This is a genomic window from Hathewaya massiliensis (genome assembly GCF_902143515.1).
GTDB classification, from domain to species: domain Bacteria; phylum Bacillota; class Clostridia; order Clostridiales; family Clostridiaceae; genus Hathewaya; species Hathewaya massiliensis.
The window spans coordinates 57,324-79,594 of the sequence record NZ_CABFVD010000005.1; the positions used below are offsets into that span (position 1 = coordinate 57,324).

Annotated in this window: 22 protein-coding genes; 15 read left to right on the forward strand and 7 right to left on the reverse strand. The window is 28.9% G+C overall.

The window, feature by feature from the left end; genetic code table 11:
* Window positions 1-18: 18 nt before the first annotated feature.
* On the forward strand, window positions 19-885 hold the full coding sequence (locus FNZ64_RS10085; RefSeq protein WP_142414687.1) for a YitT family protein: 867 nt from the start codon (window positions 19-21) through the stop codon (window positions 883-885).
* A 109-nt stretch (window positions 886-994) separates the two neighbouring features.
* Here the strand turns inward: FNZ64_RS10085 and FNZ64_RS10090 are convergent, their stop codons facing one another.
* Complete coding sequence (locus FNZ64_RS10090) at window positions 995-1,165, reverse strand: DUF362 domain-containing protein (RefSeq protein WP_142414688.1); 171 nt, start codon at window positions 1,163-1,165, stop codon at window positions 995-997.
* Window positions 1,166-1,590: 425 nt separating this feature from the next.
* Between FNZ64_RS10090 and FNZ64_RS10095 the strand changes: the two genes are divergently transcribed.
* The 8 genes from FNZ64_RS10095 (at window position 1,591) to FNZ64_RS10130 (ending at window position 7,581) form a co-directional block, all read left to right on the forward strand.
* On the forward strand, window positions 1,591-1,995 hold the full coding sequence (locus FNZ64_RS10095; protein ID WP_142414689.1) for a flavodoxin: 405 nt from the start codon (window positions 1,591-1,593) through the stop codon (window positions 1,993-1,995).
* A gap of 177 nt (window positions 1,996-2,172) precedes the next feature.
* A complete protein-coding gene (locus FNZ64_RS10100) occupies window positions 2,173-2,391 on the forward strand; it encodes a FeoA family protein (RefSeq protein ID WP_423244949.1) in 219 nt (72 codons plus the stop codon).
* 28 nt (window positions 2,392-2,419) lie between these two features.
* Window positions 2,420-2,641, forward strand: a complete 222-nt coding sequence (locus tag FNZ64_RS10105) for a FeoA family protein (RefSeq protein ID WP_142414691.1) — start codon at window positions 2,420-2,422, stop codon at window positions 2,639-2,641.
* Between the two features lie 60 nt (window positions 2,642-2,701).
* Entirely contained in the window at window positions 2,702-4,738 is a 2,037-nt protein-coding gene (gene feoB, locus FNZ64_RS10110) for a ferrous iron transport protein B (RefSeq protein WP_142414692.1), read from the forward strand.
* 53 nt (window positions 4,739-4,791) lie between these two features.
* Window positions 4,792-5,085: a DUF2325 domain-containing protein gene (locus FNZ64_RS10115; RefSeq protein ID WP_142414693.1), complete on the forward strand. Its 294-nt coding sequence runs from the start codon at window positions 4,792-4,794 to the stop codon at window positions 5,083-5,085.
* A gap of 515 nt (window positions 5,086-5,600) precedes the next feature.
* Window positions 5,601-6,344 (forward strand): elongation factor P 5-aminopentanone reductase, encoded by a 744-nt coding sequence (gene ymfI, locus FNZ64_RS10120; RefSeq protein ID WP_142414694.1) that lies wholly within the window; start codon window positions 5,601-5,603, stop codon window positions 6,342-6,344.
* Between the two features lie 159 nt (window positions 6,345-6,503).
* On the forward strand, window positions 6,504-6,866 hold the full coding sequence (locus FNZ64_RS10125; RefSeq protein ID WP_142414695.1) for a hypothetical protein: 363 nt from the start codon (window positions 6,504-6,506) through the stop codon (window positions 6,864-6,866).
* A 130-nt stretch (window positions 6,867-6,996) separates the two neighbouring features.
* Complete coding sequence (locus FNZ64_RS10130; protein ID WP_142414696.1) at window positions 6,997-7,581, forward strand: sigma-70 family RNA polymerase sigma factor; 585 nt, start codon at window positions 6,997-6,999, stop codon at window positions 7,579-7,581.
* Between the two features lie 199 nt (window positions 7,582-7,780).
* Here FNZ64_RS10130 and FNZ64_RS10135 read toward each other — a convergent pair whose 3' ends face one another.
* Both FNZ64_RS10135 and FNZ64_RS10140 read right to left on the reverse strand, forming a co-directional pair.
* Complete coding sequence (locus tag FNZ64_RS10135) at window positions 7,781-8,224, reverse strand: MarR family winged helix-turn-helix transcriptional regulator (protein WP_142414697.1); 444 nt, start codon at window positions 8,222-8,224, stop codon at window positions 7,781-7,783.
* Window positions 8,225-8,344: 120 nt separating this feature from the next.
* Complete coding sequence (locus FNZ64_RS10140) at window positions 8,345-9,685, reverse strand: aminotransferase class V-fold PLP-dependent enzyme (RefSeq protein ID WP_142414698.1); 1,341 nt, start codon at window positions 9,683-9,685, stop codon at window positions 8,345-8,347.
* Between the two features lie 402 nt (window positions 9,686-10,087).
* On the opposite strand from FNZ64_RS10140, the gene FNZ64_RS10145 reads away from it, so the two are divergent.
* The 4 genes from FNZ64_RS10145 to FNZ64_RS10160 all read left to right on the forward strand — a co-directional run bounded on the left by FNZ64_RS10145 (window position 10,088) and on the right by FNZ64_RS10160 (window position 13,390).
* Window positions 10,088-10,576, forward strand: coding sequence for a TspO/MBR family protein (locus FNZ64_RS10145; protein WP_142414699.1), 489 nt, complete (start codon window positions 10,088-10,090; stop codon window positions 10,574-10,576).
* A gap of 158 nt (window positions 10,577-10,734) precedes the next feature.
* On the forward strand, window positions 10,735-11,955 hold the full coding sequence (locus FNZ64_RS10150; protein ID WP_185903746.1) for a YibE/F family protein: 1,221 nt from the start codon (window positions 10,735-10,737) through the stop codon (window positions 11,953-11,955).
* A 90-nt stretch (window positions 11,956-12,045) separates the two neighbouring features.
* Window positions 12,046-12,438 carry a DUF6762 family protein gene (locus tag FNZ64_RS10155; RefSeq protein ID WP_142414701.1) on the forward strand — a complete coding sequence of 131 codons (393 nt, stop codon included), beginning with the start codon at window positions 12,046-12,048 and terminating at the stop codon, window positions 12,436-12,438.
* 307 nt (window positions 12,439-12,745) lie between these two features.
* Window positions 12,746-13,390 carry an undecaprenyl diphosphate synthase family protein gene (locus FNZ64_RS10160; protein ID WP_142414702.1) on the forward strand — a complete coding sequence of 215 codons (645 nt, stop codon included), beginning with the start codon at window positions 12,746-12,748 and terminating at the stop codon, window positions 13,388-13,390.
* Window positions 13,391-13,481: 91 nt separating this feature from the next.
* Here FNZ64_RS10160 and FNZ64_RS10165 read toward each other — a convergent pair whose 3' ends face one another.
* Window positions 13,482-13,709, reverse strand: a complete 228-nt coding sequence (locus tag FNZ64_RS10165) for a glutaredoxin family protein (RefSeq protein WP_142414703.1) — start codon at window positions 13,707-13,709, stop codon at window positions 13,482-13,484.
* A 327-nt stretch (window positions 13,710-14,036) separates the two neighbouring features.
* Here FNZ64_RS10165 and FNZ64_RS10170 point away from each other — a divergent pair, with 327 nt between their 5' ends.
* Window positions 14,037-14,276 (forward strand): DUF1292 domain-containing protein, encoded by a 240-nt coding sequence (locus tag FNZ64_RS10170; protein WP_142414704.1) that lies wholly within the window; start codon window positions 14,037-14,039, stop codon window positions 14,274-14,276.
* A 119-nt stretch (window positions 14,277-14,395) separates the two neighbouring features.
* Here the strand turns inward: FNZ64_RS10170 and FNZ64_RS10175 are convergent, their stop codons facing one another.
* The 3 genes from FNZ64_RS10175 to FNZ64_RS10185 form a co-directional block, all read right to left on the reverse strand.
* The gene (locus FNZ64_RS10175) at window positions 14,396-16,453 is read right to left on the reverse strand and encodes an ABC transporter ATP-binding protein (protein ID WP_142414705.1); all 2,058 of its coding nucleotides are present in this window, start codon (window positions 16,451-16,453) and stop codon (window positions 14,396-14,398) included.
* A 12-nt stretch (window positions 16,454-16,465) separates the two neighbouring features.
* Window positions 16,466-18,217 (reverse strand): ABC transporter ATP-binding protein, encoded by a 1,752-nt coding sequence (locus FNZ64_RS10180; protein WP_142414706.1) that lies wholly within the window; start codon window positions 18,215-18,217, stop codon window positions 16,466-16,468.
* A gap of 366 nt (window positions 18,218-18,583) precedes the next feature.
* A complete protein-coding gene (locus FNZ64_RS10185) occupies window positions 18,584-19,879 on the reverse strand; it encodes an IS110 family RNA-guided transposase (protein WP_142413321.1) in 1,296 nt (431 codons plus the stop codon).
* Between the two features lie 405 nt (window positions 19,880-20,284).
* On the opposite strand from FNZ64_RS10185, the gene FNZ64_RS10190 reads away from it, so the two are divergent.
* Window positions 20,285-21,997 carry a methyl-accepting chemotaxis protein gene (locus FNZ64_RS10190; protein ID WP_142414707.1) on the forward strand — a complete coding sequence of 571 codons (1,713 nt, stop codon included), beginning with the start codon at window positions 20,285-20,287 and terminating at the stop codon, window positions 21,995-21,997.
* Window positions 21,998-22,271 lie beyond the last annotated feature (274 nt).

Below are 22,271 nucleotides of genomic sequence, written 5' to 3' on the forward strand. Positions count from 1 at the left end.
TAAAAAGAGGGATGAGAAATGGCAGAAAAATTAAACAAGAAAAATATTAAAGAATTTTTACTAATTAACCTTGGGATTATACTAGTAATTTTAGGGGTTCATTTTTTCTTAGAACCACATAACTTAGCTGTAGGGGGAGTTACTGGACTTGCTATGGTAGCTAATAAATTTATACCTACAGTTTCTATGAGTATGTTTATGCTTATTATGAATATTATATTATTTATAGTTGGATTTATTTTTATAGGACCTGTTTTTGGTGGAAAAACAGTTTATGCAAGTTTAGGTATGGCTGTTGCTAAGATGATATTAGAGATGATCTATCCAATGAGTGGACCTTTAACAAATGATGTATTTATAGAACTAGTATTTGGTATATTAATTGGTGCTATAGGAATGGCTATAGTTTTTGAGCAAAATGCATCAACTGGTGGTACAGACATCATTGCAAAAATTTTAAATAAATTTTTCCATATGGATATAGGTAAAGCTCTTCTTGTTGCTGATTTTGTAGTTACAGCTCTTGCAACTTTTGCTTTTGGACCTCAAAAGGGCATGTATGCTCTATTAGGGGTTATTATTAATGGAATGACTATTGATGCAGTAATACAAGGTTTAAATGTATACAACAAGGTTGAGATAGTAAGCACTAAAGGTGATGAAATTATGAAATTTATAATTGAAGATCTTGATAGAGGAGCTACTATTTATCAGGGAAAAGGAGCTTATACTAAGCAAGAAAAAGAAGTAATAACTACAGTTTTAGGTAAAAAGCAATTTATAAAACTTAGAAATTATATAAAAGAAGTTGATGAAAAGGCCTTTATAGTAAGTTATAATGTTCATGAAACTTTAGGTGAGGGATTTAAGAATATAAACGAATAGACAGAGTTCCAATTATATATATGAAAATAGAGTAAAAAAATAAAAGTACAGAGAAATCTGTACTTTTATTTTATTTACATAAATGCTTCCAAAAATAATTTACTATGTATTATTCTTGAACTGGAGCACCTACTGGACAGACATTAGCGCAGTTTCCGCAATCAATGCAAGTAGCTGCATCTATAACATATATAGAATCTCCTTGGCTTATAGCATTAACTGGACATTCAGCAGCACAAGCTCCACAGCTAACACATGAATCAATAATTTTGTATGCCATAACTAACTCCTCCTTATATAAAGTTTTCATAATTATAATAACATATTTATAAGAGTAAATAAAGGGATTTTGAAATTTTATTAATATACATAAAATTCTTAAAGAGAAAGTAAATAGCCAGTACAATGAGGCTAGAACATATAGATTTTGGGAACTTAAGGTAAAAATATGAGGTGATTTATAAAAAAATAGCTTCAAAATCCTTTTATAAATTAAATAAATTTTCAAGTTTATATTCTTTATATAATTGCTGTAAGCATTGAAAATACTGAGTTTATAAGAAGGTAATTTAAATAGATTAAGAAAATCTATATTTTATAATTTAAGCTTATCCAGAAAAACATATTGAAAAAAACAAAACAGTAAATTAAAATAATACTCAAATGATAATAAAATTCAATGTCAAGCTTTTGGAGGGTTTAAATATGTTAATAATATATTGGAGTGGAACAGGAAATACAGAAATAATGGCAAAAGCTATTGCAGAGGCAGGAGAAGGTAAGCTTCTTCATGTGTCAGAAGCTACAATAGAAGATGTTAAGAGTACAGAAAAACTTGCACTTGGGTGCCCAGCTATGGGAGCAGAAGTTTTAGAGGAATCAGAATTTGAACCATTTATAGAAGAAATAGAAGAGCATTTAAAAGGAAAAAAGGTTGTTTTGTTCGGGTCTTATGGATGGGGAAATGGAGAATGGATGGAAGACTTCGAAACTAGAATTAAAAATGCTGGGGCAGAACTTATAGAAAAGGGTTTAATTATAAATGAGGCTCCAGATAAAGAAGGAATTAATAAATGTCATGAATTAGGAATTAATCTTAAAAATGCTTAAATAGATAAACAGAGTTCTTAGCTTCAGAGGGAGTTTTTACTCCCTCTGAGTCCTAGAAATCCTTATCTAAGCGTAGCCTCTCTTTCTTCAACTTTGAAGAAAATGGGGTATTAGAGATTATTAATAATAAAGATAGATAAACAATCAGTAGTTTTCAAGGAGGGATATTAAATGGAAATGAGTTTAGACAAGGGAAAAGTAGGAAACTCATATGTTGTTTTGAATATTAAAGATGGTAGCAAAGTAAAGAGAAGAATTATGGATTTAGGTTTGGTAAAAGGTACAAAGATAAGAGTAGAAGGAAGAGCGCCTTTTGGAGACCCTATAGAAATTAGATTAAGAGGATATAAACTTACTTTAAGAAAAGGAGAAGCAAAGGATATTATAGTAGAGTAGATTAAATTTTAAACATGAGGTGATTAATATGGTACCTTTAAATTTCGCCACTACAGGAGAAGTTGTTGAAATAAGAGATATAAAAGGAAATGAAGTTTTCCTTAAGAGATTAATGGAAATGGGAATTAATAGAGGAGCCTGTATAAAAATAATTAAAAATTCTGATGGACCTTTAATAATAGGTCTTGGAGAAGGAAGAATTATATTAGGGAGAGGTATGGCTCAAAAGGTTATGGTTGAAAAAAATTAGATTTATATTAATTAATTTTAGTCAGAAATTACTGTTTAAATTTAGCTAGGAGGATAAGATATGAAGTCAGAAATTATTGTTGCTTTAATGGGGAACCCTAACTGTGGAAAAACCAGTTTGTTTAATGCTTTAACTGGATCTAGACAGCATGTAGGAAATTGGCCAGGGGTTACAGTAGAAAAAAAGGAAGGGAAACTAAAGTATAAAGATAGAGTAATAAGAGTTGTGGATCTTCCAGGTACGTATAGTTTAAGTGCATATTCAGAAGATGAAGTTGTTGCAAGGAACTATTTAATTAAGGACAAACCTCACGTGGTTATAAATGTTGTAGATGGAACTAATATTGAGAGAAATATGTATTTAACTACTCAAATTTTAGAACTAGGTTGTAATACTGTTTTAGCTTTAAACATGATGGACGAAGTTGAAAAAAGAGGAATAAAAATTAATACCCATGCTATAGAAAAAGAGATGGGTGTTAAAATAGTAGAAACGGTGGCTGCAAGAAAAAAGGGAATTAACAATCTTTTAGATACTGTAATAGAAGTTGCGGATAATAAAATTAAGCCAAAAGAAATAGAATTAGAATATGAGAATGATTTCCAAAGTCAAATTCAAAGTATATCTAATGAATTACAGATGAGTTCAGGTAGTTTAGATTATCCAACTAAGTGGACTGCTATAAAACTTTTTGAAAAAGATGCTTATATGATGGATTATGTAAAAAATAAAGGCTTAGTTGGAGTTTTAGAAAAGGTAGATAGTATTAATCATAAGTTTGAACAGGATCATGGATATGAACCGGAAAGTTTTATAGTTGATAAAAGGTATGATTACATTTCTAATTTACTAAAGGATAAGGTAGAAAAGAAAGAAGAATTTGAAGAAACTATTTCTGATAAAATTGATAAAGTTGTTACAAATAAATTTTTAGGATTACCGATTTTTGCTATTATAATGTTTTTAATGTATCAGGTGGCTATAGCCTTTGGAAATGACTTTATAGGTGATCAGTATGTTGGTGGTGCTTTTGAAGCTTTAGGAGAATTTGCAGAAGGTGCTTTATCTGGTGCCCCAGAGCTTTTAAGGTCTTTTATAGTTGAAGGTTTAATTGGTGGACTTGGGGAAGTATTAGTTTTTGTACCTCTTATTTTAACTATGTATTTTATAATGGGTATTTTAGAAGATAGTGGATATATGGCAAGAGCTGCATATATTATGGATAGACTTATGTCATCTTTAGGGCTTCACGGTAAAACAGCAGTTTCAATGATAATAGGTTCAGGATGTAATGTTGCAGGTATCATGTCTACTAGAACTCTAGAGAGTAAAAAAGATAGAATGATAGCTATTTTAATAAATCCATTTATGTCTTGTGGTGCTAAATTACCAGTATATACTTTATTTGCAGCAGCTTTCTTTGGTGGAAAGAAAGTTGGGATATTTTCTTTAAGCGGAATTGTTATATTTTCTTTATATGTATTAGGAATAGTAGTAGCTATAATTTCTGCAAAAATATTTAGTAAGACCATATTAAAAGGGGAAAAATCTTACTTTTTAATGGAGTTACCACCTTACAGAATTCCTACATTAAAAGGTGTATTAATTCATATGTGGGACAAGGCTTCAGCCTTTATTAAAAAAGCAGGAACTATTATATTCTCTATAGTTGTAGTAGTTTGGGTATTATCAAATCTTCCTTTAGGTGTGGAACCAGGTTCTGCAGAGAGTATTTTAGGAAAGATGGGAACTTTTGTAGCTCCAATATTTAAGCCTTTAGGTTTTGGTACATGGCAAGCAGGGGTTTCATTAATAACTGGAATTCTTGCAAAAGAGGCTGTTATTGCTACTATGGCTACAGTTTATGCAGTAACTGAAGAAACACTTCATGCTGCAATACAAAGTCAATTTACACCTGTAGCTGCATATGCATTCCTAGTATTTACTTTATTATACTCACCTTGTATGGCAGCACTAGGAACTATTAAAAAGGAAACAAATTCACATAAGTGGGCTATTTTCTCAGCAGTATATACTACTTCCGTTGCATGGATCGTAGCCTTCTTAGTATATAACATAGGAAATATGATTTTTTAAAGTTTTCATAAGTTATTTCTTATAGTGAAAATCAAATATATGGAGGTGGAAAAATGAGTGTTTTGGTAATCGGAGGAGATAGGATTCAGACTATAAGAAAAAAGTTAAGTGATTATGGTTTTCAGAATATAGATCATGTAACTGGAAGAAAGAAGAATGATAAAAGAATGGATATATCTGAAAACTTTGATTTGGTTTTAGTACTTACGGATTTTATAGGACATACCTTAAGCAAAAGCATTAAAAATAAGGGTAAAGAAAAGGATGTAAAAGTTTTATTTGCAAAAAGGTCATGGACTGCAATTGAAGAGCAAGTAAAGGAATTTATACAATGTTACAATAAATAAATCTTTTGTAGTGATTTTTTCTAGTAATTATAATTATAGAAGCTTAAATTTATGGTAATTATAGATTAAAAGAACTATAAATTTAAGCTTAAAGTATAGAAGGATTTACATACTGTGTAAGTATATAAATCCTTCTTTTAATTATGCATAATTCAATTAGGTCATAGTTTTAGCCTTGCTTATATATAAACTTTTGATGTCAATCTATATTAAAGATAGGCCTATCTGGATGGCAAGAGAAACTTTAATGACCATTTATATTATGTGTTTTTATTTAATATATATTCTAGTTAATAGCTTAAACTATATATTACCAATACCATAGATGTATGCTACTTTTAATCTTTCAAAAATTTGTACATATGACTAATTTAATATTAACAGAGAAAAATTAATATATAATATAATATGTAAAAGTTAATCTATGTATTAGGTTAATGTTAATTAAGAAAGATTAATATATGCTATAATAAGTAGTGTTTTTAGTAAATCTTATAGTAAAGAAGGAGTTAAAGATGAATACTTTAAGTGGAAAAGTTGTTTTAATTACAGGCGCTTCAAGGGGTATAGGAAAAGCTATAGCTTTAAGATTTGCAGAGGAAGGTGCTTCTGTAATTATTAATTATAAAAAAAGCCATGTAGAAGCTGAAGAGGTGAAATCTACTATTGAGGAATTAGGGGGATATGCTTTTTTACTTCAAGGAGATGTTTCCAACTATACTACATGTAGTAATATGATGAAGACTATAATAGATAAGTTTGGCAAAATAGATATTTTAATAAACAATGCTGCAGTTTCACAAATAGGACTTTTTTATGATTGTACAGAGGAAGCTTTTGATAATATTATAAATACAAATTTAAAGGGAGTTTTTAACTTAACCCATAATGCTGTAAAGCATATGCTACTTAAAGGAAATGGTGTAGTTATAAACATATCATCTATGTGGGGTGAAGTTGGGGCTTCTTGTGAGGTTATATATTCAGCATCTAAGGGCGGAATAAATGCTTTTACAAAGGCACTAGGCAAGGAACTTGCACCATCCAATATAAGGGTAAATGCTATTTCTCCAGGAGTTATAGATACTTCTATGAATTCATGGTTATCAGAAGAGGAAAAGGAAGATTTAGTTTCTGAAATACCCATGATGAGAATGGGATTACCTAAAGAAATTGCAAATCTTGCAGTATTTCTAGCTAGTGATCAATGTGCCTATATGACAGGACAAATATTAAGGGTAGACGGTGGATTTATATAAGGATTAGGGTGCATAGTCATGGGATAAAAATATATAGTATAAAAAGGTCATATAGAATTAATATAGAGTTAATAAAATATTAATATATAACTATGTGATATATGATACAATATAACAAAGATAAAGTTATCATATAAAACAAGGTAAGGTGAAAATTCTATGGAAAATAGTTTTAATAAAGGAGTAGGAAATTTGAAAAAACATCTGTACAATATATTACTTCTAGTTTTAGGTTTATTTTTGTTAGGATTTTTTCTAAAAGCATCATTATATATAGGCATTGCAGCACTTTCAATTTTTGCCATCTATAAAATGTGGCAATCTGGAAAGACATGGTACTTTAAGTTAAAAAAGAATAAGGAAAAAAGAATTTATGAGAGAGAAATTTCTAAAATGAGAGAAAATAAGGGTAACACAACCTATATGGAAGTGGAAGTTTCTAAAGATGACATAGAAGAAGACTCAACAAGACCTTTTACGTACATTGATGTTCAGTATGAGGAAGTACAAAAAACTAAATAAGTTTGTCCCTCTTTGTGAGTATGCGCATATATAAATTATAGAACAAAGGTTTGCTTAAATTGGTATAATATGCTACAATTTTACCAAAGAACGTTTGTTCGTGCATGATACTCACTAGGAGGGTTTTTTTATGGGGAAAAATAAGATAAATAAAGATGAGAGTATGATCCTTAGAGCTAAAGAAGGAGACGGAGAGGCCATGGAAAATCTTTTAAATAGCTTCAAACCCTACATAATAAAGAGGGCTACAGGAGTATATTTAAAAGGTTATGAGATGGATGATTTAATTCAGATAGGATATATGTATGTTATAAATTGCATAGAAAAATATAAAATAGGATCCAACAGTTTTACAACCTATGTGGTTAGGGCCATAGATAATGGTTTTAACAATGAAATTAGGAAAAGAGCAAAATGGAATTATGAATATAGTATAGATAAAAGTGTTGATGAAGAGGTTTCAGTTATGGATTTTATTCCCTGTGACATTAATATTGAAGATGACTATTTAGAAAAAGAGGAGAAAGAAATTGTATATAAACTTATAAAAGAACTTCCAAAGGACTATGGTCATGTAATTGAAGAAGTGTTCATAAATGAATGCGCTATAGGAGATTATGCAGAAAAATATAACTTAACCTATAGTGCTGTGGTAAAAAGAAAAAATAGGGCCTTGAAAAAATTAAGAGAGAGGATTAAAAATAGTGAGCTTTAGTTAAATTAAAAATGAGCCACATATTTAATTTTTGTCCTCATTTTTAATGTAATTATTGTTTTTATGGTTACCACTTTAACATTACTCTCACCTTTAAAAGATTAGTATTAATGGGGTTGCGGTTTTAAATAAGGATTTATAAGCTTTAGTGGGAGTAGGGATTCCCCTTAAAGCTTATAAATCTTTTTATGTTTATCTATTATTTAGAATAGTTTTTTAATAGTTCAAGATTTGCTATAAATTTTTTCTTATCTTCATCACTCATTAATTTTAGGGCATCGTCTAAATATGTACAACGTTCTTGTAAAACCTTATCTAAGAGTTCATAACCCTTTTTAGATCCTCTAACTTTAACAACACGTCTATCTTTGTCATCTCTAATACGATAAACTAACTCACTTTTTTCCATTCTATCAATTAAATCAGTAATTGTACTAGGAGCTAAATAAAGAATAGAACTTAATTCACCTATGGTCAATTCTTCCTTACATAAAATCCACTGAAGGGCATCAAATTGTGGTGGAGTTATATTGAAATCAGAGAGAATCTCTCTTCCTTTTTTTTTAATATCAAAACAAACTCTTCTTAAAAGCTCTTCAATTATAGAAATATTCTCACAGTGCTGTTCTTTATCCTCTTTCATTTAAAAGCTCCTTTCGTTTTAACCATTCGCGAATATTATACTATTATATACATATATAGTCAACTTATCTAAGAGATTAAATAAACTAACCTCCGTTATAAGATGAGGTTAGTTTTATATTTAAAAATAAGAAAAATTATAATCTTTATATTTATCCAAAAGATATTTTTGGTTTTTCATAATTATTTTTAATGCCTGTACAAATTTATATACCTCTTCTTCTGTATTATAAAGACCAAAGCTTACTCTTACCATACCGGGCCTATTTATTTTTACTTTTCTATATTTTTCAGCTTCTTCTTCTGAAATTTGAAGTATTCTTTGTACGTAAGGTTGAGCACAAAAGCACCCACTTCTAGTTGCAATTCCAAACTCATAGGAAAGAATCTTTGCTAAGGTTTCATGGTGTATTCCTTCCAAATTAAAGGGAACTATACCAAGAGAGTCCTCTATATTAAAGTCAGAGTATATAGTTATATAGTCTAAGTCTTTTAATTCATTTAGCAAGTATTCTTTTAACTTTTTCTCTTTAATATCTATAGTATCTAGGTTTAAATATTCTAAGGTTTTTATAGCAACACTAAGAGAAACAGCGCCTATGATATTAGGAGAGCCAGCCTCATCTTTATGTGGTGGTTCTGCCCATGTAACTTTTTTATGTGTTACAATATCCACAGTACCTCCACCCTTATGATCAGGTTCCCCATATAAAAAATCTTCATAGCTTCCAATAAGCACTCCAGTACCAAATGGACAATACATTTTGTGTGAAGAGAAAACCAAAAAATCTATATGGGCAGGGTCATCATGGGGATTCATATGAATTTTACAATGAGGTGTAAGCTGAGCCCCATCTACTAAAATTTTAGCACCGTATTTATGAGATAATTTAGCTATTTCATAAATAGGATTTACATACCCTGTAACATTGGAGGCTCCGGTAACAGCAACTAGTTTAACTCTTCCTCTGTATTTTATTAGTTTATTTTCTAAATCATTAATATCTAATCTATTATTATCATCTATATCAACATACTGAATTTCATAACCTTCTCTCCAAGGAAGATCATTAGAATGATGTTCCATGGTTGTGCTTAAAACAATAGAATTTTCATTTCTAAATTTTAACCTATTAGCTAACTTATTTATAGCTTCTGTAGTATTCTTTACATAGACTACCACATCTTTACTTTTATCTCCACCTACAAAATCTAGAACTATATTTTTAGAGTATTCATATAATGCAGAGGAAAGCTGTGATTTATATCCAGTTCCTCTATGATAGGAAGAGTAATATGGTGCAAATTTTTGTACCTCTTTTAAAACTGTTTTTAGAGGAGGAGTTGTAGCTGCATTGTCAAAATTTATTTCTTTAACTAACTTTCCACTTTCTGTTGGTATCATTTTATCTATACCAGATATAATATTCCTATACAAATTAACCTTTTTATAATTTTTCATACTGTTACCTCCTATAAGCAAAAAAGCTTAAGGCAATAGATAGCTGTCTATAATATATCCTATGAAAAAAAATAATCTATGTGAATAAATTTTTATATATAAAGTTAATAACACTTTTCCTGCTTTATTAATATAATAGTAATGTACAAGATACTTACAAAGGATAAAAAATTGAAAAAATGAAAGGGGAGAGATTGGATGTTTTGCTGCTGTTTTTTCCTAATTATAATATTATTGATTTTTTGTTGTTGTAGATCTAGAATTGGATTTTCCTCCTGTTGCTGCTAAATTATAGTTTGGACGGCCTATAAAATAAGGCTGTCCATTTTTTTATGAATAATTGAGAAAAAACAAGTATAACATATAATATAAAGAAAAAAACAGGAGGATAACAACGGCATTATGGAAAAGAAAAATCAAAAATTTAATCTCTTTTACTTTCTATTATCAATAATAATAACCATGGGAACAGGTTTTATAAGTGGCATCCTAACTAAAAATTCTATGCAATTCTATAAAGAGCTTAAGAAACCTATTTTTTCACCACCTTCCTTTGTTTTTCCCATAGTTTGGACTATACTTTACTTTCTTATGGGAGTTGCTTTATATAAAATACTTAAGCTTAAAAGTGAAGGAAAAAATGTAAATAAAGCTCTAGTGCTTTTTTTTATTCAATTATTTTTAAATTTCCTATGGCCTATAATATTTTTTAGAAAAAGATTAATTTTTATAGCCTTTCTAGAATTAATATTACTAATTATATTTATCCTATTTACCATAATAGAATTTTACAAAAAGGATAAAAAGGCAGCTTATTTATTGATACCTTATATTTTATGGTGTATTTTTGCAGCAGTTTTAAATTTTTATATTTGGTTTTTAAATGCATAGTAGAAAGTTTTAAAATCCCTATAATAATTTTTAAATTATTATAGGGATTTTATATTAAATATAAAAAATCATCCTCCAGGTATTGGAAAATATTTGTAAATGGTATATAATGTAATATATATTTAATATATTAAAAAGTAAAGCAGGTGGTGAAAGAAGTGTTGCTTTCTAAAAAAATGTTTAATACAACAAACCTAACTAGAAAAGAAAAAATGCTTAAGGAAAAAGAAATGAGTAGAAAGAGAGCATTTAAAATATTATGTTGTTTAAGTTTAATAATAGGTATCCTATATTTTAATCCTGTAATAAGAGTAAATCTAGATAAAACTTTTAGAAGTGATCCAGAGGTAACGGGAATTTACAAAGCAAAGGTTATGGGAGTTAAAAGGGAGGAATACACTTATCTTGAGAATACCTACGAAAAAAATAAGGGGGTGCAAAGTATAGCTGTAGAAGTAACCAATGGTGAGTTAAAAGGAAAAATTTTAGATATACAAAATAACTATGACTATACAAATCCATATAGCTATGTTATTAAAAAAGGAGATAAAGTTCTCTTATCTGTAAATAAAAATATGAGTGGAAGTATAGAAAATGTATATATACATGATTTTGATCGAAGTGTATATCTAATAGTTCTAGTAGCACTATTTCTTATGATCTTAATTATTTTTGGAGGTTTAAAAGGTGTAAAAACCTTCATATCTATAGCTATTATTCTTCCAATAATACTTAAAGTTGTTCCATATTATTTATTAAAGGGATACAATCATTTATTTGTTATATTTATAAGCAGTTTTATTATAATTTCAATATTATCTTTAATATTATGGGGAATAAATAAAGAATCACTGTCAACTTTAATTGGCTCAGTAGGAGGTATGATTTTTGGTGGAATTTTGCTTTTCGTTTTTCAATATCTTTTAAGGATAACGGGAATCACTAGTGGAAACATGGAGTCTATTGTATATGGTGACACTCAAATAAATTTCATAGGAATATTATTTGGTGGCATAATAATAGGATCCTTAGGTGCTATAATGCATACAAGCTTAAATATTACAAAAGCTATGAAAGAAGCTGAATTTCAAACTATGAATATGAAGTTTTTAGAGCTTTTAAAGGTTGGATTTAGGGAAGGGAAAGAAACTATTGGTGCCATGTCAAGCACTTTAATACTTGCTTATTTAGGAGCAACTTTGCAAACTGTAGTTATACTTATGGTTTCAAATAATATGTCCTTAACTAGAGGTATAAATGGTGAAACTATGGTATTAGAGGTTTTGAGAATTATAACAGGGGTCTTAGGCTTTATTTTTGCAATTCCAGTTACAACTTTAGCTTATGCTCTAATAAGTAAAAGAAATGTTTCTAAGTAGATTTCAAATATGTGAATCATTAATTCACTTTTAAAGAAGAGTATGATAAAATGACTTTAATTAATAATATAAGGAAAAGAGGATGTTCTCATGGAAGAAAATATAATTGTACTAATTGAAAAAGATAAGGATAAAAAATTTTTAAGGGAGATGGAAAGCTATAATATAGAAAAAAGTGAATTTGTTGAATCACTATATGCCATAGATGAAGATGGGCTTAAGGTGTATTTAACTTTAACTACAAATAAAGATGTGGAAGATTGGCAATTTAATGCAATTTATGATTATATAGAAATTGAAGATTTAGAAGAAAACTGCCTAGGGGTAGAAGAGGTTGAAGATACCTATAATCCAACTTTTACTTTTAAATTAAACTATAAAGAAAATATGGAAGAAGATTTAAATACTCTTATAGAAGATTTTACTGAAAGGTTATTGAGTGCTTATGAAGTTATAGAACAACATAAAGAAGAATATTTATAACAGGTTGTATCTTAAAGATTTTCACATTTTAAGATTACAATATAAGGTTTATATATAGGTATAAAAGTTTAACATTATAGGAATTATAATTTTTGTATTACTTAATTTAAAATATGATGCAGCCACTTTTTTCTCCCACTTTGAAGAAAAGCAGAGAGTACAAACCATCGATTTCATAGGAATCGCTTTCACAGGGTGGAATGGGAGTATTAGGGTGGATAGTAATCAGATAAAAATACACTTTTCTAGGTATTATAATTAGAAATTAAGGAATAATATAGATAATACATCTAGAGGAGTGAGTAATATGAGAGTACCTAGACATGTAGGGATTATTCCTGATGGGAATAGGAGATGGGCTGTAAATCATGGAATGACTAAGGATAGAGGATATGAAAGTGGCTTATATCCAGGATTAGAAGCCTTAAGAATTTTAAGGAAACTAGGGGTTGAAGAAGTTACCTACTATGGATTTACTACAGATAATACCAAAAGACCTAGAGAGCAAAGAGAGTCTTTTACTAAAGCATGTATTGATGCTGTAGAGTTAATAAAAGGTGAAGGTGCTTCTTTGCTTGTTATAGGAAACACGGATTCCCCTATGTTTCCAAAAGAACTAGAGTGTTATACTAAAAGGGATGGAGAGTATAAGGAAAAGATAAAGGTTAATTTTTTAGTAAACTATGGATGGAATTGGGATCTATATTCTCTTAGTAAAGGAGGATTTACCAATAGAGAGGATATATATAAAAACATAAGATCTAAAGATATTTCAAGAATAGATCTTATAATACGATGGGGAGGAAGAAGAAGGCTTAGTGGATTTTTACCAGTGCAATCAGTTTATTCTGATTTTTACATAATAAATGATTTTTGGCCAGATTTTAAACCTTCCCATGTATATGATGCTATGGACTGGTATCAAACTCAAGACGTTACTCTTGGGGGATAAAGGGAAAAGACTATTAAAGTAATCTTTAATAGTCTTTTTGATTCGGGGATAAACTATATAAATCTGGGAAAATTATATAGGTAGTTATTTATTATAGTCCTAATAAGGAGTCAATTTTTTGTTTATCGAAACCTAAAATCTTTTCATCACCAATTACAATTAATGGCACACTCATAATGCCCATAGCCATTAAATCTTTTCTATTTTGAGCTTCTTTAATATTCTTCTCTTCAAATTCAACTTTGTTTTGTTTTAAATATTCTTTTGCAGTAACACAATGTGGACATGTGTCTGAAGTATAAACTTTAACTTTTTCCATAATTAAAACCTCCTATGAGTTTTGTTTAATTATACCATAAAATTATTATTTGGTAAACAATAATTAGAATTAATAAAATTCAATATCTATTGCTTAATACTATTATATAATAGTAATTATTATTTGTAAAGGGTTTTGGTATAATTTTCACTAATATTTTTAATTAAGATATATCCATGACTACTATATATAATATTCAAATCATATTTAATGTCATATCTTTATTATTTTCTTAAGGAAAATTTTTATACCTAGATTTTTTACTAATAAAAAAAGTATCTTTGCACAAAATAAATTTATAAAATATTAAAAAGGGAGGACAATATTATGAGTACAGCATTCATGACAGTTGAAAATGCTAAGGGTAAAACAGTGAAGTTAGAGCTAGTGGATACTATAGTTATAGATAACTTAAAGTATATTATAGTGTCAGAGATAGGTTCTGATGATGCATTTGCATACAGGGTAGATGAAGATCATGGAGTTCCTAAATATTCATCTATAGGAAATGGAAGTGAGTTTAAACAGGTTCTTAAAAAATATAATGAAAAGCATGAGGTTCACTAAATTAATTAGTTAAAAGAGTTTTTCTAATTTAAGCTAAAAGTTATTAGAAAAACTCTTCTACTTAAAAAGTATATATTAAGATAATAATTTATTATTATTTTTATTTTGCTTTATAGGATTTAACTTTTTGAATATTGTAGATTGTACAATGTGTGGTACATGCCTTTCTTTTGTAGGAGTTCTTTATGGCTTCCTATTTCTTTTACAACACCTTTATGCAATACTATTATTTTGTCAGCATTTTGAATAGTAGAAAGTCTATGAGCTACTACTATGGTAGTTCTATCTTGTATAACTTTACTTATGGCATCTTGAATTAGGCTTTCAGTTTCAGTATCAATATTAGAAGTTGCTTCATCTAATATAAGTATAGAGGGATTAAAAACTAAGGCTCTAGCAAAGGAGAGAAGCTGACGCTGTCCTGCAGAGAATGTAGCTCCTCTTTCTTTTACCTCACTGTTATATCCATTGTTTAGGGTATCTATAAACTTATCTGCGTTTACAAACTTAGAAACCTCTTTTACCTTTTCCATAGGTATATGTTTTTCATTTAATCTTATATTTTCATCTATGGTACCTGTAAATAAAAATACATCCTGAAGCACACTACCAATATTAGCCCTTAAATCCTTTACATCTAAGTCTTTAATATTTATACCATCAATTAAAATTTCGCCCTTTTGAATATCATATAATCTAGTTAAAAGGCTAATAATAGTGGTTTTACCTGATCCTGTAGCTCCTACAAAGGCAGCCATTTCCCCTTTTTCTATTTTAAAACTTACATCCTTTAATATCCAATCTTCATCATATTTAAACCACACATTTTTAAACTCTATACATCCCTCTAAGTCTTTTAAATGAACAGGATTTTCACTATTTATAATATCTGGTTTAGTATCTAAAAGAGAAAAAACTCTTTCAGCTGATGCCATGGCTGATTGCAGGGTATTAAATTTTTCGCTTAAATCAAAAATAGGGTTAAAGAATTGCTCTATATAGTTTACAAAAGCAAATAAAACCCCGAATTCTATTACACCATTTAATACCCCTCTTGCGCCTGTCCAAATAAGTAAGGCAACAGTGAGGTTGTATATAATATCTATAATAGGTCTAAAAATTGCAAAAACCCATAATTCTTGCATACTTGCTTTTTTGTGATCCTTATTTATTTCATCAAACTCTTCAAACATAGTTTTTTCTTTTGCGAATATTTGAATTATTTTCATACCCATAATATTTTCATTTAAGGTTGAGTTTATTTTAGATAATTTACTTTTTACCAATCTATGAGCATCTCTTGACTTCCTTCTAAATAAATAAGATGCTAGAATTATTAGAGGAAGGGTGGAAAAACATACTAGAGCTATTTTAAAATTTAAAAAGAACATGGTTATCATAGTAAATAAAAGTAAAGAAATATCCTTTAAAAAAGTTACTATGACATTTGTAAACATTTCGTTTATGTTCTCCATGTCATTGGTTAATCTAGTTACAATTTTCCCAGCAGAAGTTTTGTCAAAAAAGCTTAGAGAAAGCCTTTGAACATGAGAAAACAGTTCCATCCTCATTGTAAAAATTATCTTTTGACCTACATAGTTTAATATATAAATTTGGAAATATACTGCTAAAAATCCTATGCTTAAAATCAATAAAAATATTAAGGCTACATTTTTAATCCCTTTTTTATCATAAGCTCTAAATATCCTATAATCCTCATTTGAGAGAGCATTTCCCCTAAAAGTTCCGTTTTTACTTTTAATGGAATAAGAACCTTGCTTTTCTTCTATGCTTATCTTTTCATCCTTGTTTATATGTCCATCTATTAAAATATATTTATCCTTATGTTTAACTATTTGAGCTTTTTTATAATTATCTTTTTCACCTTTAAAATCTTTTGCTCTTATATAATAATTTTCTTTATATTTTATATAAGTACCATTGGGTTCCTCTTTACTTATATACATTGGAGCTTTATATCCTTCTACATAGTCGTCTATGGCAACTTTCATTAGATAGGGCCTTCCAATATCCGCTATGCTAGATAAGAAAATTAATATGATACATAGAATTAAAAGAGGCAAATGAGGTTTTGTATACTTTAAAAGTCTTTTTAAAAGTTTAAAATCCACTTTTTTAGAATCAACTTCTTCTTCTTTAAATACATCTTCACTCATGTTATCCCTCCTCTAGGCTTCTTTTTCTAGTTTATCTGAAAGTTCTTGTTTTCTATGCAATTCACTATAAAATCTCTTATTTTTTATTAGTTCTTCGTGAGTTCCTCTTTCTATAATCTCTCCATCCTCTAGAACTATGATTTCATCTGCATCTTTTATAGTGGAGATCCTATGTGAGATTATAACAGAGGTTCTGGATTCTGTTTCTTGTTTTAAGAACTTTAGTATATTTTTTTCTGTTTTAGAGTCTACGGCAGAAAGACAATCATCTAAGATTAAAATTTTAGGTTTCTTAATAATTGCCCTGGAAATTGAAATTCTTTGCTTTTGTCCACCAGATAAATTAACCCCTCTTTCTCCTAATTTTGTTTCAAAATTTAGAGGAAAGGACATAATCTCATCATATACTTGAGATACTTTTGCAGCATCTTCAATATTTTTAATTTCTTCATTTTCCTTATAAAAAGCTATATTATCTTTTATGGATTTAGAAAACAAAAAATTATCCTGAGGAACATATCCTATATTTTCTCTTAAAAGTTTTATAGGAACTTTATTTATATCTACTCCATCAATTAGTAGGGAATTTTCAGGTGTATTATAAGTTCTTAAAATTAGATTGGCAAGGGTGCTCTTACCACTTCCAGTTCTGCCTATAATGGCAAGTGTTTTACCATTCTCTAAACTTAGATTTATATTTTTTAGTGCAGGTTTTTTACTTTCAGGATAGGTAAAAGTTAAGTTATTAAATTGGATTTTACCCTGAATTTTTTCTAAAGGTAAGGTATCTTTATTATCACATACATCTGCCATAGTATAAAAGATTTCATTTAACCTTTCCATAGATGCAGTTCCTCTTTGGAACATGTTAACAACTCCACCTATAGCCATCATAGGCCAAGTTAAAAGTCCTAGGTAAGTAATAAAGGATACTAATTGTCCAAGAGAGATTTTGTTATCAATTACTAAATATCCTCCATAAAATAGAGATATAATAAAACTTAAAGCCGAAATAAAGGTTACCATAGGGTACATAAAACCATACATTTTAATTAATTTCATGTTTTTTTCTACATAATCTTTATTACTGTCTTCAAATTTTTTAATTTCATTTTCTTCTTGAACAAAAGATTTTACAACTCTAATTCCAGAGGTGTTTTCCTGTACCTTATCTGTAAGTTTTGCAAAGGAATCTTGAACTATTTTAAATCTCTTTTCAACTTCTTTTCCAAAGAAGATTATAAGTAATGCTATTACAGGAAGAGGGATTAGAGCTATTAAGGTAAGTTTTACATCAATGTTTATTATCATTGTTATAATTGTAAATAGGGTAAAAAAAAGAGCATCTGTAGCCATTACTATTCCAGGACCAAAGGCCATTCTAACAGCTTGAATATCGTTAGTTGCATGAGCCATTAAGTCTCCAGTTTTATTATTGTTATAAAAATTTGTTGAGAGAGTTTCAAGGTGGGAGAAAAATTTGTTTCTAAGCCAAAACTCCATATTTCTTGCACTTCCCATTATATAAACTCTCCACCCAAGCCTACAGACTCCTATAAGCACAGCAATACCTACTATAAGAAATATATAGTAATAAATTTCTTTCATGGAAATACTATTAGATACTAAAGAGTCAGTAATCTTACCCAATAATCTAGGCATTACAAGTTGAAGTAAGTCTGCAATTATTAGTATAATAATACCTAGAATATATTTAATTTTGTTTTCTTTGAAGAATTCGTTTAATACCTTAAAAGTTTTCATTTTATCACCTCAATTCTAAATCTTTCGAGAACCTAAGTATATACCTTTTAATAGTAACTCAAAAAAGAAATTATTACAATATGCTTTCTAGTATATTGTAATAATTCATGTTTGAAAAATAACTTGATGTATATTTTAAAAAGTTATATATTATAAAGATAATAATATATTTAATTATTTTAAATTTATTATTTAAAATAGTATATAATATTAATTTGTAATCACTAAACATACAAATGAACCTTAAAGACCAGCTAGTAAAAGTCAATAAGTTTTTATGAAAATTTTTATTTATAAAAATAGGCATCACAAAAAATCCATTGAAAAACACGAACAATGGAAAATAATTCCTAATTATTTTAGCCGTTAGGCTGCTTGTTTTGAGTTGTTGTTTAGGTACATTTTTGAATGTATTTTGGGGTCACGTAGTTCATACTCTTTTTGATTTTTAAGAATAGAGAATATGTAGTTAATTAACTTATGCATTATTGCAACTAAGCCTACTTTTTTCTTTTTATCTTTCATATTCTCATTATAGAAATTTAGGAGAACTCTATTTATAGGTTCACCATTTCTGTTCTTACGTATGGATGCTAACGCGACAGCGTATAAGGCCCTACGGCCTATTCTGGTACCTCGTTTAGACATGGCATTTCTGTCACTGTTAAACTTACCAGATTGGCTAACAGAAGAATCTAAGCCAAAATAAGCAACTAAGTGCTTAGGTTTAACAAAGCCTTTTATATTGCCGATTTCACTCATTATTGTGATGGCAGTTAGTTCTCCAACACCTGGTATTGAGTAAAGTAATCGCACATTTTTCTTAAATTCATCAGAGATCCTATTGCTACGCATTAATAGATGAATTTCAGTTAATAGATTTCCAATTTGGATTTCTAGTGCTTCTATTACTGCGATAGTATTAATTATTTTTACAAATAGACTTGGTGATTTAAGACCAATGTAAGCAGCTTCTTCAGCAGCATCATATAGCTTTTTATAAGTTTTTTCACTATGTGCTAGTCCTTTTCTAGAAGTTGTTGAAATGAGGTTAATAAGTTCATCTCTATCAGCACTTAAAACTGCTTCAGGACTAGAATATTTTTTTAATATAGCTATTGATGTTTTACCAGTAATGTCTGAAAAGACAGAGCTATAACTAGGAAAAATAACTCTTAAATCAGTAGAAAGCTTCTTTTTAAACGTAGATTTGCTATCAGTAAATTTATAGTAATCTCTACAAAGAGACTTTAAAGTGTAAATTTCAACATCAAAATTAGAAGAATATTTAACATTTTGAAATTTACCTATAGTAGCAATGGTTAATGCATCTTTTTTATCATTTTTCACTTTTCTTATGTCACCATTCTTGTTACAATTAGTAATGAGTGGATTAAGGATACATACTTCAAATGTATCTTTAAGAAAGTGGAAAAGAGTAAGATGGTATACACCAGTAGATTCCATGAAAATTGCCGTTTTCATGTTAAACTCTTCTTCCGCTTTTTTTATTTGATCTACTAGGTAATCAAAACCATTTCTATTATGCATAATCTTAAAAGACTTTCTATAAACTTCACCGTCAGGTGCTAGTATAGCAACTACCGAAAAGTCTGCTGATATATCAATTCCAACTGTTGGTCTATAAAAAAATTTACTCATATTTATTATCTCCTTTATTTTGAGATAGAATAGATATTCCATTTCTATCAGTAATTCTATAACCTTGTCTGTGACACGGGTAGTTCCAAATTGGAAACCCAACCAGCTAAACATAGAGTTCTCACTGATGGAATGATACGCTTTTTTACGGGTATTAATGACTCGATAGAGTCACTTCCCAGGAGGAAACCATCTATCTTCTATTCAGGAGATATTATATCAAAATATTTAACTGTATAGGTTTCAATTTAGATTTAATAGAAAACTTAATTTAGGTATGAAATAAACGCCCTATCGGGCAGAAATAATTAGAACAATAATAAAAAGATTTGTCTTAATGTTCATTAGAATAATAGATAGTTTTCTATTGAATGTTATGACTACATTATACAAGGAGGATAAAAAATGAGTTTTTTTAAAAATCTTAAAATATCTGTTAAATTAATAGCAAGTTTTGTTATAATTGCTATTTTAATGGGTGTTACTAGTGCAATAGGTATAATTAATATGGATAAAATCAACAAATCAGGAGATGGTTTGTACTATGATAATATATGTGGAATTATTGCTATTAATAGCATAAACAAGAACTTATCAGATATTTATCACCATACATATTTAATGCAAGATATTAAGGATGAAAGCGAAAGAAAAAAAACATATGAGGAAATAAAAAAACTTGCAGGAGAAAATGATAAGGACATTAACCAATATAAATCAGCAATTACCAAAGAACAAGATAAAAAACTTATAGAACAATTTGAGATAACTTTAGGTGAATATAGAAAAATCAGAGAAAACTATTATGAGTTAGTTTTAAGTGGAAAAGTTGATAAAGCAAAAGATGCTTTTGAAGAAGTTGATAAAAAGAGAAATGATATGGAGTCCATATTAAATAAGTTAGTAGAACAAAATAAAAAGTGGGCTAAAGATGCAATAGATTATAATGAAATTGCATTCGATAATGCAATTAGATTAAGTACTGGTATTATAATTGGAGCAATTATATTATTAGTCATATGTGCAATTTTAATAATAAGAGCTATAATAAAACCTTTAAATAATATAAGAGCTTTGGCTGAAAGACTATCAAATTATGATTTTTCAACTTCAATTACAATAGGAAGCAATGATGAATTTGGAAAAACTGGAGAAGCATTAAATAGAGCACAAGAAAACGTTGGAATTTTAATAAAAAATGTTATGTATAGTGCACAAGATATAAGTGCGTCAAGTGAGGAATTATCAGCAACTGTTGAGGAGATGACTTCAAAATTTGAAAGTATAAATGAATCAACGAAAGAGATTAATGCTGGAGTGCAAGAAAATAGTGCCACAGCTGAAGAGGTCTCTGCATCAGTACAGGAAGTAGATTCAAGTATATCTGTATTATCAAATAAAGCTCTTGATGGAAGTAGTAATGCAATTGAAATAAGAAATAGAGCTTCTAAGATAGAAAAAGATAGTAAAATTGCTGCTGAAAAGACAAATGAACTTTATGGGGAAATGGAAAAAGAAATTCTAAAAGATATTGAGAAGGGCAAGGTTGTTGGGGATATTAAGGTTATGGCAGATACCATTGCAAGTATATCAGAACAAACAAATTTATTAGCCCTTAATGCTGCTATAGAGGCTGCAAGAGCAGGGGAACAGGGAAGAGGTTTTGCTGTAGTTGCAGAAGAAGTAAGAAAATTAGCAGAGCAATCTTCAGTTGCTGTGGGAAGTGTTAAGTCTACTATAGAGAAGGTTCAAGATGCTTTTGAAAATTTATCTAGAAATAGTAATGAATTATTAAAATTTATGAATGATAAAATTTCACCACAATTTCAAACCTTTATAGGTATAGGAGAACAATATCAAAATGACGGAAATTTTGTGAATAATATGTCTGAAGAGATAGCTTCCATGACTGAAGAAATTTCAGCTACAATAAATCAAGTTAGCGAAGCGGTTCAAACTATGGCAGAGATGGCACAAAGGTCATCAGAAAGTTCAAATGGTATCCAGGAAAGTGTTAATGAATCTGCTCAAGCTATGGAACAAATAGCACATACAGCTCAAAATCAGGCAGAACTTGCACAGACTCTTAATGAAATGGTTCAAAAATTTAAGGTGTAAAACTTAGTATATAATTGAAGGGCATTTCTTTCATACTTATTTATTATAGAATAATTAAGTTTATGTATAAGGTATTTTAAGTTTCAGGTAGAGGTAAAACTTCTACCTGAATTTATATACCTATTTATAGTTTTATTCAATGACTAGCCTCTCTAATATTCCTATGGCAGATTCACCAAATCGAAGATTTGGATCCAATGATTTTCTTTAAAGTGTTACAAAAGAGCAGTTACTTCCATGGATAAAGCTTAGAAATATATTTATATTATAGTCT

Bases quoted from the DNA above. Each gene is read 5' to 3' on its own strand.
- FNZ64_RS10115 (WP_142414693.1), top strand. From the start codon at position 4,792: ATGAGTGTTTTGGTAATCGGAGGAGATAGGATTCAGACTATAAGAAAA.
- FNZ64_RS10170 (WP_142414704.1), top strand. From the start codon at position 14,037: ATGAGTACAGCATTCATGACAGTTGAAAATGCTAAGGGTAAAACAGTG.
- FNZ64_RS10140 (WP_142414698.1), bottom strand. From the start codon at position 9,685: ATGAAAAATTATAAAAAGGTTAATTTGTATAGGAATATTATATCTGGT.
- FNZ64_RS10145 (WP_142414699.1), top strand. From the start codon at position 10,088: ATGGAAAAGAAAAATCAAAAATTTAATCTCTTTTACTTTCTATTATCA.
- FNZ64_RS10130 (WP_142414696.1), top strand. From the start codon at position 6,997: ATGGGGAAAAATAAGATAAATAAAGATGAGAGTATGATCCTTAGAGCT.
- FNZ64_RS10100 (WP_423244949.1), top strand. From the start codon at position 2,173: ATGAGTTTAGACAAGGGAAAAGTAGGAAACTCATATGTTGTTTTGAAT.
- FNZ64_RS10095 (WP_142414689.1), top strand. From the start codon at position 1,591: ATGTTAATAATATATTGGAGTGGAACAGGAAATACAGAAATAATGGCA.
- feoB (WP_142414692.1), top strand. From the start codon at position 2,702: ATGAAGTCAGAAATTATTGTTGCTTTAATGGGGAACCCTAACTGTGGA.
- FNZ64_RS10090 (WP_142414688.1), bottom strand. From the start codon at position 1,165: ATGGCATACAAAATTATTGATTCATGTGTTAGCTGTGGAGCTTGTGCT.
- FNZ64_RS10125 (WP_142414695.1), top strand. From the start codon at position 6,504: ATGGAAAATAGTTTTAATAAAGGAGTAGGAAATTTGAAAAAACATCTG.
- FNZ64_RS10175 (WP_142414705.1), bottom strand. From the start codon at position 16,453: ATGAGTGAAGATGTATTTAAAGAAGAAGAAGTTGATTCTAAAAAAGTG.
- FNZ64_RS10160 (WP_142414702.1), top strand. From the start codon at position 12,746: ATGAGAGTACCTAGACATGTAGGGATTATTCCTGATGGGAATAGGAGA.
- FNZ64_RS10155 (WP_142414701.1), top strand. From the start codon at position 12,046: ATGGAAGAAAATATAATTGTACTAATTGAAAAAGATAAGGATAAAAAA.
- FNZ64_RS10185 (WP_142413321.1), bottom strand. From the start codon at position 19,879: ATGAGTAAATTTTTTTATAGACCAACAGTTGGAATTGATATATCAGCA.
- FNZ64_RS10190 (WP_142414707.1), top strand. From the start codon at position 20,285: ATGAGTTTTTTTAAAAATCTTAAAATATCTGTTAAATTAATAGCAAGT.
- FNZ64_RS10085 (WP_142414687.1), top strand. From the start codon at position 19: ATGGCAGAAAAATTAAACAAGAAAAATATTAAAGAATTTTTACTAATT.
- ymfI (WP_142414694.1), top strand. From the start codon at position 5,601: ATGAATACTTTAAGTGGAAAAGTTGTTTTAATTACAGGCGCTTCAAGG.
- FNZ64_RS10165 (WP_142414703.1), bottom strand. From the start codon at position 13,709: ATGGAAAAAGTTAAAGTTTATACTTCAGACACATGTCCACATTGTGTT.
- FNZ64_RS10180 (WP_142414706.1), bottom strand. From the start codon at position 18,217: ATGAAAACTTTTAAGGTATTAAACGAATTCTTCAAAGAAAACAAAATT.
- FNZ64_RS10135 (WP_142414697.1), bottom strand. From the start codon at position 8,224: ATGAAAGAGGATAAAGAACAGCACTGTGAGAATATTTCTATAATTGAA.
- FNZ64_RS10105 (WP_142414691.1), top strand. From the start codon at position 2,420: ATGGTACCTTTAAATTTCGCCACTACAGGAGAAGTTGTTGAAATAAGA.